General features: G+C 62.0%; 9 protein-coding genes. 7 read left to right on the top strand and 2 right to left on the bottom strand.

The window, feature by feature from the left end:
* The first annotated feature begins 188 nt into the window (after positions 1-188).
* Both ACZ0AI_RS04800 and ppnP read left to right on the top strand, forming a co-directional pair.
* A complete protein-coding gene (locus ACZ0AI_RS04800; RefSeq protein ID WP_463564794.1) occupies positions 189-731 on the top strand; it encodes a 3'-5' exonuclease in 543 nt (180 codons plus the stop codon).
* Positions 732-814: 83 nt separating this feature from the next.
* Positions 815-1,096: a pyrimidine/purine nucleoside phosphorylase gene (gene ppnP, locus ACZ0AI_RS04795; protein WP_463564793.1), complete on the top strand. Its 282-nt coding sequence runs from the start codon at positions 815-817 to the stop codon at positions 1,094-1,096.
* Between the two features lie 187 nt (positions 1,097-1,283).
* Here the strand turns inward: ppnP and ACZ0AI_RS04790 are convergent, their stop codons facing one another.
* Positions 1,284-1,760 (bottom strand): DUF1289 domain-containing protein, encoded by a 477-nt coding sequence (locus ACZ0AI_RS04790; protein WP_225832476.1) that lies wholly within the window; start codon positions 1,758-1,760, stop codon positions 1,284-1,286.
* Positions 1,761-2,155: 395 nt separating this feature from the next.
* On the opposite strand from ACZ0AI_RS04790, the gene acnB reads away from it, so the two are divergent.
* Positions 2,156-4,765 carry a bifunctional aconitate hydratase 2/2-methylisocitrate dehydratase gene (gene acnB, locus ACZ0AI_RS04785; protein WP_463566052.1) on the top strand — a complete coding sequence of 870 codons (2,610 nt, stop codon included), beginning with the start codon at positions 2,156-2,158 and terminating at the stop codon, positions 4,763-4,765.
* A 219-nt stretch (positions 4,766-4,984) separates the two neighbouring features.
* Positions 4,985-6,334, top strand: a complete 1,350-nt coding sequence (locus tag ACZ0AI_RS04780; protein ID WP_463564792.1) for a pyridoxal phosphate-dependent decarboxylase family protein — start codon at positions 4,985-4,987, stop codon at positions 6,332-6,334.
* A 17-nt stretch (positions 6,335-6,351) separates the two neighbouring features.
* Here ACZ0AI_RS04780 and ampC read toward each other — a convergent pair whose 3' ends face one another.
* Complete coding sequence (gene ampC / locus ACZ0AI_RS04775) at positions 6,352-7,515, bottom strand: class C beta-lactamase (protein ID WP_463564791.1); 1,164 nt, start codon at positions 7,513-7,515, stop codon at positions 6,352-6,354.
* Between the two features lie 247 nt (positions 7,516-7,762).
* Between ampC and alaC the strand changes: the two genes are divergently transcribed.
* The 3 genes from alaC to ACZ0AI_RS04760 all read left to right on the top strand — a co-directional run bounded on the left by alaC (position 7,763) and on the right by ACZ0AI_RS04760 (position 12,183).
* Complete coding sequence (gene alaC, locus ACZ0AI_RS04770) at positions 7,763-9,007, top strand: alanine transaminase (RefSeq protein ID WP_463564790.1); 1,245 nt, start codon at positions 7,763-7,765, stop codon at positions 9,005-9,007.
* A 94-nt stretch (positions 9,008-9,101) separates the two neighbouring features.
* Positions 9,102-10,502, top strand: coding sequence for a sigma-54 interaction domain-containing protein (locus ACZ0AI_RS04765; RefSeq protein WP_463564789.1), 1,401 nt, complete (start codon positions 9,102-9,104; stop codon positions 10,500-10,502).
* 289 nt (positions 10,503-10,791) lie between these two features.
* Entirely contained in the window at positions 10,792-12,183 is a 1,392-nt protein-coding gene (locus tag ACZ0AI_RS04760; protein ID WP_463564788.1) for a GntP family permease, read from the top strand.
* The last annotated feature ends 30 nt before the right edge of the window (positions 12,184-12,213 follow it).

Below are 12,213 nucleotides of genomic sequence, written 5' to 3'. Positions count from 1 at the left end.
CACGCTCACCTATCACCCATACGAAGAGGAACAATACCTTCCGTGCCGCCAAGTATAGCCAGCCTTGGAAAGAGACAAGAGGCATGATGGCATTTCGCAAATGGCACGAATGCGGCCATTCATCGGTCTGAGTCTGCAGCACTCATCACCACCTGAGATGCACCGGGTTTAACGGACAAGGAGAAGCTATGGGGTATTGGCTGGTCATCGATCTGGAAGCCACCACGGAAGAAGGTGGCTGGCCCATCGAGCAGATGGAAATCATCGAGATTGGCGCCAGCCTGGTTAACGCCAATGGTCACGAGATCGACCACTTCCAGCGCTTCGTCAGGCCGCTACGCCGCCCAAACCTCACTCGCTTTTGCCGTGAGCTAACCCATATCAGCCAGGCGGATGTCGCCTCGGCACTGACTCTGCCGCTGCTCTGGCCGCAATTCGAACGCTGGCTGGAACCCCATCGAATGCGCCTGCAAGGCTGGTGCAGCTGGGGCGATTACGACCGTAAGCAGTTGCAACAGGACTGGCAAAACAACGAGCTGGTCAGCCACCTGCAGACTCTGCCACACCTGAACCTCAAGCGACGCTTCGCCGAAGAGCGCCAATTGGCGCGCCCGGTCGGTTTGAATGCGGCATTGCACTTGGCGGGAATCGCTTTCAGCGGCCAGCAACACCGCGCACTGACCGATGCCCGTAATACTGCCCGCCTGCTACCGCTGGTAATGATCAGATGATGGCGCACGTATGCAGGTGACGCAGCGAAACGTGTTGGGCATACTTGCCAGCCATTTATTTCTGCCCGCTAACGAGGATGCACATGTTCAAGGTCAATGAGTATTTCGACGGCACCGTCAAATCCATCGCATTCGGCATGGCAGAAGGCCCGGCCACTATCGGCGTAATGGCTGCAGGTGAGTACGAGTTCGGCACCAATCAGCTGGAAGTCATGCATGTGATCGCCGGCGCGCTGACCGTGAAGCTGCCGGGTAGCGAGAAATGGGAAACCTTCACCGCTGGCAGCCGTTTCACCGTGCCGGCCGACAGCAAGTTCCAGTTGAAGGTCGAACAAGACACCGCTTACCTGTGCGAATACCGCTGACAGATCGCCCTTCCACGTAAAAGCCCGGCCAAGTGCCGGGCTTTTACGTGGAAGGGACACCATAATTGTCGAGCAGCCCTGACTGCGGGTTTGACACGACCGTAGCCTGTGGTTGAGCGCAGCGATACCCAGGACAACTGATCCCAGCTATTGATGCGCTCAGCGTCGGCCTACAGAGCTGGCAGGCCTAAACGCGAAGCTCCATGCCTTCCTTGAGAAAACGCGGGGCGATGTAGCGCTCGAAATGTGCCTCGGAGAGCAGGAAGAACTCCCGGTCGATGGCGTCACGCAGATCTGGCAGCTCCCAATCGCGAAACTCCGGCAACAGGGAAATACCGTAGGCGTCCACCTGAGTGATCACCCGGGCACCACGCGCCAGAAGCTGGTAGGCCCAGCAATACGCGGACTGGTGAGGAACATAGCGAATCTGCCGCTGCTGCAGCTGTTTGAGCAGAAGCCCCTCGTCGAACACTTCCAGCTTGGCCGTCATGACCTGCACCAGAAGCATCTCCAGGCGCAGCCAGACCGACTGCTTCTCCTCGTCGCTGTAGCCGTTCCAGTTGATCACTTCATGGTGGAAGCGCTTGCAGCCGCGGCACACGGAATCACCGAAGACCGTAGAGCACAGGCCGACACAAGGCGTCTTGATAGGTTGATTGGACATGCGTTACATCGATACACAGGACTGTTGAGGGAACATCTTAGCCCTTTGTCTAATACGGAACACCCCAGAGGATGATGGGTCTTTCGCTTAACTTTGCTCCAGTATTCCGCTAGAATCAGCGCGCCTTGCGAAAGGCGCCAATGTCCGTTGGAAGCTGTTTTCAAAGCGTCACGAGCACAGTCGATCCTGCAGGTCGATGTTGGCATGGTCATCCCCCGGCCATGCCAGCCCCTCATCAGACCCGTCCTGCCGGCGTAAAACTTTGAAAGCAGCTTCCGGATGGAAGCATTGAAACCATCGCGCACAGCCCATGAGGCTGAGCTGCGGATGTGTTTAATGCGTTCCTGCATGCGTCCCGGACACCCTATTTGGGATCACTGATGAGGGTAATAACTGTGCTTGAAGCCTACCGCAAACACGTAGCAGAGCGTGCCGCCCAGGGTATCGTGCCCCAGCCGCTAAACGCCGAACAAACCGCTGGTCTCGTTGACCTGCTGAAGAACCCGCCGGCCGGCGAAGAAGAATTCCTCCTCGACCTGATCACCAATCGCGTGCCGCCAGGCGTCGACGAAGCGGCCTATGTAAAAGCCGGTTTCCTCTCCGCTATCGCCAAGGGCGAAGCCACTTCCCCCCTGCTCGACAAGAAGCGCGCAACCGAACTGCTCGGCACCATGCAGGGCGGCTACAACATCGCGACCCTGGTCGAGTTGCTGGATGACGCCGAACTGGCCGCCATCGCAGCTGAACAGCTCAAACACACGCTGCTGATGTTCGACGCGTTCCACGACGTTGCCGAAAAAGCCAAAGCAGGCAATGTCCACGCTCAAGGCGTGCTGCAGTCCTGGGCCGATGGCGAATGGTTCAAGAAGCGTCCAACCCTGGCCGACAAGATCAGCCTGCGGGTTTTCAAGGTAACCGGCGAAACCAACACCGACGACCTGTCGCCCGCTCCGGATGCCTGGTCGCGCCCGGACATCCCGCTGCACGCCCTGGCCATGCTGAAAATGGCCCGCGACGGCATCGTGCCTGACGTACAAGGCTCCATCGGCCCGATGAAGCAAATCGCCCAGATGTACGGCGACGGCTTCCCGGTTGCCTACGTCGGTGACGTGGTCGGTACCGGGTCCTCGCGTAAATCCGCCACCAACTCGGTGCTGTGGTTCTTCGGCGACGACATCCCCTACGTGCCTAACAAGCGTGCTGGCGGTTTCTGCTTCGGCTCGAAAATCGCGCCGATCTTCTACAACACCATGGAAGACGCCGGCGCCCTGCCGATCGAATTCGATGTGTCGAACATCAACATGGGCGACGTGATCGACCTGTACCCGCACGCAGGCAAAGTCTGCAAGCACGGTACTGACGACGTCATCACCACCTTCGAAATGAAGACCCCGGTTCTGCTCGACGAAGTTCGCGCTGGCGGCCGTATCCCGCTGATCGTCGGCCGTGGCCTGACCGAAAAAGCACGTGCCGAGCTGGGTCTGGGCCCAACCGACCTGTTCAAACTGCCAGAAGCGCCGGTCGACACTGGCAAGGGCTACACCCTGGCACAGAAGATGGTCGGCAAGGCCTGCGGACTGCCGGAAGACAAAGGTGTTCGTCCGGGCACCTACTGCGAGCCGAAGATGACCACCGTCGGTTCCCAGGACACCACTGGCCCGATGACCCGCGACGAGCTGAAAGACCTGGCTTGCCTGGGCTTCTCCGCTGACCTGGTGATGCAGTCCTTCTGCCACACCGCGGCCTATCCGAAGCCGATCGACGTCACCACCCACCACACCCTGCCGGATTTCATCCGCACCCGTGGCGGCGTGTCACTGCGTCCTGGCGACGGCATCATCCACAGCTGGCTGAACCGCATGCTGCTGCCGGATACCGTCGGCACCGGTGGTGACTCGCACACCCGCTTCCCGATCGGCATCTCCTTCCCGGCCGGTTCGGGCCTGGTTGCCTTCGCCGCAGCCACCGGCGTTATGCCGCTGGATATGCCGGAGTCGGTTCTGGTGCGCTTCAAGGGCAAGCTGCAACCGGGCATCACTCTGCGTGACCTGGTACATGCCATCCCTTACTACGGCATCCAGCAAGGCCTGCTGACCGTCGAGAAGAAAGGCAAGATCAACGCCTTCTCCGGCCGCATCCTGGAAATCGAAGGCCTGGACGACCTGACCGTCGAGCAGGCGTTCGAGCTGTCCGACGCCTCTGCCGAGCGTTCCGCTGCAGGTTGCACCATCAAGCTGCCGGAAAAAGCCATTGCCGAGTACCTGAAGTCGAACATCACCCTGCTGCGCTGGATGATCAGCGAAGGCTACGGCGATGCGCGCACCATGGAACGTCGTGCTCAAGCGATGGAAGCCTGGTTGGCCAACCCTGTGCTGCTCAGCGCAGACAAGGACGCCGAGTACGCCGAAATCGTCGAAATCGACCTGGCCGATATCAAGGAGCCCGTTCTCTGCGCACCTAACGACCCGGACGACGCGCGCCTGCTGTCGACCGTTCAGGGCGAGAAGATCGACGAAGTGTTCATCGGCTCGTGCATGACCAACATCGGTCACTTCCGCGCTGCCGGTAAACTGCTGGAACAGGTCAAGGGTCAGCTGCCTACCCGTCTGTGGCTGTCGCCGCCGACCAAGATGGACGCTCACCAACTGACCGAAGAAGGCTACTACGGCATCTACGGCAAGGCTGGCGCGCGCATGGAAATGCCGGGCTGCTCGCTGTGCATGGGTAACCAGGCACGCGTCGAGCCGAACTCGACCGTGGTGTCGACGTCGACCCGTAACTTCCCGAACCGCCTGGGCGATGGTGCCAACGTGTACCTGGCTTCTGCCGAGCTGGCCGCTGTCGCGTCCATCCTGGGCAAGCTGCCGACCGTCGAAGAGTACATGGAGTACGCGAAGAACATCGACAGCATGGCTGCCGACGTTTACCGCTACCTGAGCTTCGACCAGATCGCCGAGTTCCGCGAGGCTGCGGCCAACGCGAACATCCCGGTCGTTCAAGCTTAAGGCTTCACCTGCGTTAGAAAGCCCCGCCTGGTGCGGGGCTTTTTTATGCGCGCTGGAAAACCCGGGGTCGCCGCAGAAACACCCGCCAGACAACTGTACCGGATACAGCTGTACTGGCTGGCCGACTGTAGGGGAAAAGCACCAGAAGGCTGTATCTGCCCGCGCCATACCACGCTCGGTTAGGGTGTCGCATCGAATTTCCCTGCCGAGAACCGCCCCATGCACACCGATGAACGCGCTTTACTGGCCGACGCCGATCGTCGCGCCCTCGCCTATTACGACAGCATTGAGCAACGCCGGGTCTACCCGCTGGAGAGCGCCATCGCGGCGCTGGACAGCTTCGACCAGCCCCTGCCAACCGCTGGAAGCCTTGCCAAGCAGGTGCTGCACAAGCTCGACGAACTGGGTACGCCCGCGACCGTCACCAGCAATGGCCCGCGCTACTTCGGCTTCGTGATCGGCGCCACCCTGCCTGCCGCTGCGGCCGCCGAGCGCATGGTGCTGGCGTGGGATCAGTGCGCGTCGTCATTCGACGGCTCCCCAGTTGCCGACAAGCTGGAGAAAGTCGCAGCCCGCTGGGTCTGCGAGGCGCTTGGCCTGCCGACCGAAAGCGCAGTCGGCTTCGGTACCAGCGCCACAGCATGCACCCTCGCCTGCCTGTCTGCAGCACGCCGCCGGTTGCTGGCAAAACTGGGTTGGGATTTCGATCAGGACGGCTTGATCGGGGCGCCGGAGATTCGCGTGGTGATTTCCGAAACCGCCCACATCACGGTAAAAAAAGCCTTGCGCGTGCTCGGCTTCGGCATGGGTCGCCTGCAACTGGCGCCAGTAGACGAACATGGCCGTATCGACCCCGCCCGGCTCCCGGAACTGGATGACCGCACCCTGCTGATCCTTCAGGCCGGTGAGGTCAACACCGGCGAGTTCGACCGCTTCGCCGAACTGATTCCCCGCGCCCGGGCTGCTGGTGCCTGGGTGCATGTCGACGGCGCATTCGGCCTGTGGGCACGAGCCTCTTCGTCGGCTGGGCTGGCCGAAGGCATCGAACAAGCCGACAGCTGGACCACCGACGGCCACAAATGGCTAAACACCCCGTACGACAGCGCCATGGCCATCTGTCGCGATGGCGATGCCCTGGCTGCGGCGATGAACAGCGATGCAGCCTATGCCATGGCCTCGAAGGATTCGCAGAAGAATCTGACCCTGGAGTTTTCCCGGCGCGCGCGCGGCGTGGCGATCTGGGCGGCGCTGGCCAGTCTCGGCCGCGACGGCTTGCGCGAAATGATCGACCGCCATATCCGTCAGGCCGGGCGCGTTGCAGAAGCGCTGCGTGACGGTGGCTATCAGGTACTCAACCGGGTGCGGCTCAATCAGGTGCTGGTGCGCGCCGACTCGGACGAGCAAACCGCTGCGATTCTCAAGGCAGCGCAGGACTCAGGCGAAGTCTGGTTCGGCGCCACCGTCTGGCAGGGCCGACCGGCCTTCCGCCTGAGTGTGAGCTCCTGGCGTACCACGGATGCGGATATCGAAACCCTCATCACCCTGCTGCTACGCCTGAAAAATGCCTGAGCCATACGAGCATGACGTTAGCGATCGTCTTTCAACACCTGCTGAAGCAGCGTGAAGGCCGCATCTACACGAGGTTCCAACGGCACGTTGCGGTTGGCCAGCAGGACCAGGCCGATCTCTTCATCGGGGATGAAAGCGACATAACCGCCAAAACCATTGGTCGAGCCGGTCTTGCTGAACAGTACGCCATGCTCGGAGGTGTCTCTGGCGCTCAAGCGGCTGGCCGGCTGGCTTTCCAGGGCCAGGGCCGGGGCGTTGCCGGCTAACAGCTCCGCACGGGAAACCGGCCAGGGATAGCGCTCCCAGATCATCGCCTGGGTGAATGCGGATGTTCGAGTAACGCCTTGATGCGTTGTCTGTATGGCGGTGGAAAGCTGTTCGGGCACGGCGATGGCACCCAGGTTGATATCGACGAAGCGCAGCATGTCGTCGATATCCGACTTCAAGCCGTAGGCTTCGGCATCGAGCATGCCTGGATTGACCCGGATCGCTGCGTTGTTGTCACGCGCGTACCCATAGGCATAGTGCTTCACCTGCGCAGCAGGCACTTCGACGTAAGTATGCTGAAGCGCCAGAGGCTGCAGTACGTTGTCGTGGAGCGCCTGGGCATAGGGCTGCCCGAATGCCTGAGCCGAGATCCGCCCAAGCATGCCGATACTGACGTTGGAGTAAGAGCGCTCATGGCCACTGCCGGCCACCGGCTGCCATTGTTTCAACCAGGCCATCAAGCTGGCGTCGTCTTTGGCCACATCCGGCGGCTGCAATGGCAGGCCGCTGCTCTGGTGGGTGGCCAGATCCATCAGGCTCAGGGCGCCGAACGGGCGCTTGTCCATCTCGGGGATGTGCTTCGCCGCCGGGTCATCGAGCGACAACAGCGAACGCTGCTGCGCAAGTGCCGCCAGGGTAACGTTGAAGGTCTTGCTCAGCGACCCCAGCTCGAACAGTGTGGCGGAGTCGACCGGAATGGCTGCTGCCCGATCTGCCATACCCTGGGTGTACACATAATGCCTGCCCTTCCAGGTCACGCCGACAGCCAGACCGGGAACGTCGTACTTTGCCATCAGTGGCTTGAACACTTCAGCGGCGCGCCCCTGAAACGCCTGCTCGGACATGGCAACGGCAGGAAGCGACAGAGCCAGGCTGGCGGTGAACAGGCCCATGGCGATATATCCGTGATTCATCTCGATGACGGCTCTCTGTTTGTTGTGATGCGACGCCGATTCGCTCTGCCCGGCGGTGAGCATCGGTGTTCGAGTCGTGGCCAAGGATATCGTTTCATGCCGGCCACCGGCGACTGGTGCAACGCGCGCGATTGTTTGTGCAGAGCCTCTCGACAAAGCCTGCGGCTGAGATTATTGTCCGCCCAGGCCACCGCAGTGGCCTACGTCGCTCGGACGGTTCCGGGCGCTTACGTTCTCCGAGGAAAGCATGGCTGACCAAGCTCCGCGCCGCTTTGCGCGCATCGATCGTCTCCCCCCTTACGTTTTCAACATCACCGCTGAACTGAAGATGGCTGCTCGCCGCCGTGGCGAGGACATCATCGACCTGAGCATGGGCAACCCCGATGGCGCGACGCCGCCGCATATCGTGGAAAAGCTGGTGCAGGTCGCTCAGCGTGAAGACACCCATGGCTACTCCACCTCCCGTGGTATCCCGCGCCTGCGCCGGGCGATCTCGCGCTGGTACCAGGATCGCTATCAGGTCGATATCGACCCGGAAAGCGAAGCCATCGTCACCATCGGCTCCAAGGAAGGCCTGGCGCACCTGATGCTGGCCACCCTGGATCATGGCGATACCGTGCTGGTGCCCAACCCCAGCTACCCGATTCATATCTACGGTGCCGTGATCGCCGGCGCCCAGGTGCGTTCGGTGCCACTGGTGCCCGGTGTGGACTTCTTCATCGAGCTGGAACGGGCGATCCGCGAGAGTATCCCCAAGCCGAAGATGATGATCCTGGGCTTTCCCTCCAACCCCACCGCGCAGTGTGTGGAGCTGGACTTCTTCGAGCGCGTGGTGGCCCTGGCCAAGCAGTACAACGTGCTGGTGATCCACGACCTGGCGTATGCCGACATCGTCTACGACGGCTGGAAAGCCCCGTCGATCATGCAGGTGCCAGGCGCCAAGGACATCGCCGTGGAATTCTTCACCCTGTCCAAGAGCTACAACATGGCCGGCTGGCGGATCGGCTTCATGGTCGGCAACCCGGAGCTGGTCAACGCCCTCGGGCGGATCAAGAGCTACCACGACTACGGCACCTTCACACCGCTACAGGTGGCCGCCATTGCCGCCCTCGAAGGCGACCAGCAATGCGTGCGCGACATCGCCGAGCAGTATCGCCAGCGTCGTAACGTGCTGGTCAAGGGCCTGCACGAGCTGGGCTGGATGGTCGAGAACCCCAAGGCCTCGATGTACGTTTGGGCGAAGATTCCCGAGGCCTACGCGCATCTTGGCTCCCTGGAGTTCGCCAAGAAGCTGCTGGCCGAAGCCAAGGTTTGCGTGTCGCCGGGCATCGGTTTCGGTGATTACGGCGACGACCACGTGCGCTTCGCCCTGATCGAGAACCAGGATCGTATCCGCCAGGCAGTACGTGGCATCAAGGCTATGTTCCGCGCCGATGGCTTGATCGAAACCACTGCCACCAAAGCCCCGCGCAAGGCCGCAGACGCCTCCTAAGTGAAAAGCGTGGCGCGCCCTGCGTGCCACGCCTGCCCGTCCCTGCAACTATCTGGTTTATGATCCGCGCTCTGCGTCCGCCACGATGAGCGCCATGAACGACCTCGGCAATTACCCCTACGTCCGCCAACTGGCCATTCACTCGCTGTTCGAGATCTTCGAGCAGTCCAGCGAAGGCACCATCATCGTCGACCGTGATGCGCGCATCGTGTGGATCAACGAGCGTTACGCCCAGCGCTTCGGTCTCGGCCACGCCAGCGAAGCCATCGGCAGACCCTGCGAAAGCGTGATTCCCGGCAGCCTGCTGCGCGATGTGGTGAAGAGCGGCCGGCCGATCCTGCTGGACATGATGGACACGCCACGGGAACCGCTGGTGGTGATGCGCCTGCCCATCCATGATGATGCCGGCGAGGTGATCGGCGCCATCGGCTTCGCGCTGTTCGACGAGCTGCAATCGCTGTCGCCGCTACTGGCCCGCTACCAGGCGATGCAGCAGGAGCTGGCCTCCACGCGCTCGCAACTCAAGTCCCGCCAGGCCAAGTACAGCTTCGCCCATTTCATCGGTACCAGCGCCCGCAGCCTGGAGGTCAAGCGCCTGGCCAGACGCAGCGCGACCAGCGATTCGGCGGTATTGCTGCTGGGCGAAACCGGCACCGGCAAGGAGCTGCTCGCCCATGCCATCCACAATGCGTCGCCGCGGGCCAGCAAACCCTTCGTCAGCCTGAACACCGCGGCGATTCCGGAAACCCTGCTCGAAGCGGAATTCTTCGGTACCGCGCCTGGCGCCTTCACCGGCGCCGATCGCAAAGGCCGAGCTGGCAAACTGCAGATCGCTCACGGCGGCACGCTGTTTCTCGACGAGATCGGCGACATGCCGCTGCCACTGCAGAGCAAGCTGCTGCGCGTGCTGCAGGAGAAGGAGTTCGAGCCAGTGGGCTCCAACGAGGTGCTGCGCAGCGATGTAAGGCTGATCGCCGCCACGTCCATCGACCTGGAGGCAGCGGTACGCAAAGGCACCTTCCGAGCCGACCTGTACTACCGCCTCAACGTGCTGACCATCGCCGTGCCGCCGTTGCGCGAACGCCTGGAAGACCTGCCTGCACTCTGCGAAGCGATCTTCGACGCGCTGCAGGGACGCCACGAACTGCACCCCGAAGCCATGGCTCTGCTGGCTCGGCATGCCTGGCCCGGCAACGTCCGTGAACTGCACAACGTGCTGGAACGCGCCTGCCTGCTCAGCGATGAAACGCTGCTCGACCGCGCGGCGGTGGCAGCAGCAATCGGTACGCTGCATGCGGTGCCCGAAGCAAACGACCTGATTGCGGATGACGCTCAGATCGAAGACTTCCACCAGGCCCGTGCCGGCTTCGAGCGCGAACTGATTCGCAAGGCCCTGGCCGCCACTGCTGGAGATGTGCCGCAAGCTGCGCAGCGGCTGGGCCTGGGCCGCTCCACCCTGTATCGCAAGATGCTGGAGCTCGGCCTGTCGTCCTGAATGTGGGACTGATCCCACCTTCGGGACAAGCGCGCACATCAAGTCAATACGGCATAACGCCTGATTTTCGTCCCAGAAACGGGATTGATAGCAGGCGGCGCCGCTTAGCTAAAAATAAAGTCATTCAAATTCAACTACTTATAAAACTGGCATAGAACTCGCTACAGGCCAGTCGCGGGCCCACCCGCCGCCGACAACAAAAACAAAAGCGCCCACAGCGCCTGTGCGAGTTACTCGAAGGCTACGGCAGCCTCTCGATTCGCCGTGCTGCAGGGTCAGGAGATAGACGATGAGTGTCATCATCGCCCTCGCTGCACTGGCTCTACTGATGCTGGCCGCCTACCGTGGCTACAGCGTCATCCTCTTCGCTCCCATCGCCGCGCTCGGTGCCGTGCTGCTCACCGACCCCAGCGCCGTGGCGCCCGCCTTCACCGGGGTGTTCATGGAGAAGATGGTTGGCTTCATCAAGCTCTATTTTCCGGTGTTCCTGCTCGGTGCCGTGTTCGGCAAACTGATCGAGCTGTCCGGGTTCTCGCGCTCCATCGTGGCGGCCGCCATCCGTCTGTTCGGCACCGGCCAGGCGATGCTGGTGATCGTACTGGTCTGCGCCCTGCTGACCTACGGTGGCGTGTCGCTGTTCGTGGTGGTATTCGCGGTCTACCCGTTCGCTGCCGAGATGTTCCGCCAGAGCAACATTCCCAAGCGACTGATTCCTGCGACCATCGCCCTCGGCGCGTTCAGCTTCACCATGGACGCCCTGCCCGGCACACCGCAGATCCAGAACATCATCCCCACCACCTTCTTCAACACCACTGCCTGGGCCGCGCCCTGGCTGGGACTGATCGGCAGCCTGTTCGTACTGGGCGTCGGCATGCTCTATCTGCGCCGGCAGCTGGGCAAGGCCTTGCGGGCTGGCGAGGGCTACGGCACCGACCTGCGCAACGAGCCGGAAACCCCGGACGACATCAAGCTGCCCAGCCCATGGCTGGCCATCGCGCCGCTGATCCTGGTGGGCGTGGCCAACCTGCTGTTCACCCACTGGATTCCCGAGTTCTACGGCAAGACCCACAGCCTGCAACTGGCCGGCATGGCGGCTCCGCTGCAGACCGATGTCAGCAAACTGACCGCCATCTGGGCGGTGCAGGCGGCGCTGCTGCTGGGCATCCTGATGGTGCTGATCAGCGCCTTCGGGGTGATTCGCGAGAAGCTCGCCGAAGGCACCAAGAGCGCAGTGGGTGGCTCGCTGCTGGCCGCGATGAACACTGCGTCGGAGTATGGCTTCGGCGCGGTGATCGCATCGCTGCCGGGCTTCCTGATCCTCGCCGACGCGCTCAAGGGCATCCCCGATCCACTGGTCAACGAAGCAGTGACGGTCACCCTGCTGGCCGGCATCACCGGCTCGGCGTCGGGAGGCATGAGCATCGCCCTGGCGGCCATGTCCGACAGCTTCATCGCCGCCGCCAACGCCGCCAACATTCCGCTGGAAGTCATGCACCGCGTCGCCTCCATGGCCAGCGGCGGCATGGACACCCTGCCCCACAACGGCGCGGTGATCACCCTGCTGGCGGTCACCGGGCTGACCCACCGCGAAGCCTACAAGGATATTTTCGGCATAACGATCATCAAGACCCTGGCAGTGTTTTTCGTCATTGGCGTCTTCTACAGCACTGGCATCGTCTAATTTTCATGAGGCGCGCGGTGCTGACAAGGG

Source organism: Pseudomonas sp. AC355 (assembly GCF_979258205.1).
This window is presented reverse-complemented; position numbering and strand designations above follow the sequence as displayed.

What these genes read in the sequence shown, in the direction of transcription:
- ACZ0AI_RS04800 (WP_463564794.1), top strand. Translation starts at nt 189, where the DNA reads ATGGGGTATTGGCTGGTCATCGATCTGGAAGCCACCACGGAAGAAGGT.
- ppnP (WP_463564793.1), top strand. Translation starts at nt 815, where the DNA reads ATGTTCAAGGTCAATGAGTATTTCGACGGCACCGTCAAATCCATCGCA.
- ACZ0AI_RS04790 (WP_225832476.1), bottom strand. Translation starts at nt 1,760, where the DNA reads ATGTCCAATCAACCTATCAAGACGCCTTGTGTCGGCCTGTGCTCTACG.
- ACZ0AI_RS04780 (WP_463564792.1), top strand. Translation starts at nt 4,985, where the DNA reads ATGCACACCGATGAACGCGCTTTACTGGCCGACGCCGATCGTCGCGCC.
- ampC (WP_463564791.1), bottom strand. Translation starts at nt 7,515, where the DNA reads ATGAATCACGGATATATCGCCATGGGCCTGTTCACCGCCAGCCTGGCT.
- alaC (WP_463564790.1), top strand. Translation starts at nt 7,763, where the DNA reads ATGGCTGACCAAGCTCCGCGCCGCTTTGCGCGCATCGATCGTCTCCCC.
- ACZ0AI_RS04765 (WP_463564789.1), top strand. Translation starts at nt 9,102, where the DNA reads ATGAACGACCTCGGCAATTACCCCTACGTCCGCCAACTGGCCATTCAC.
- ACZ0AI_RS04760 (WP_463564788.1), top strand. Translation starts at nt 10,792, where the DNA reads ATGAGTGTCATCATCGCCCTCGCTGCACTGGCTCTACTGATGCTGGCC.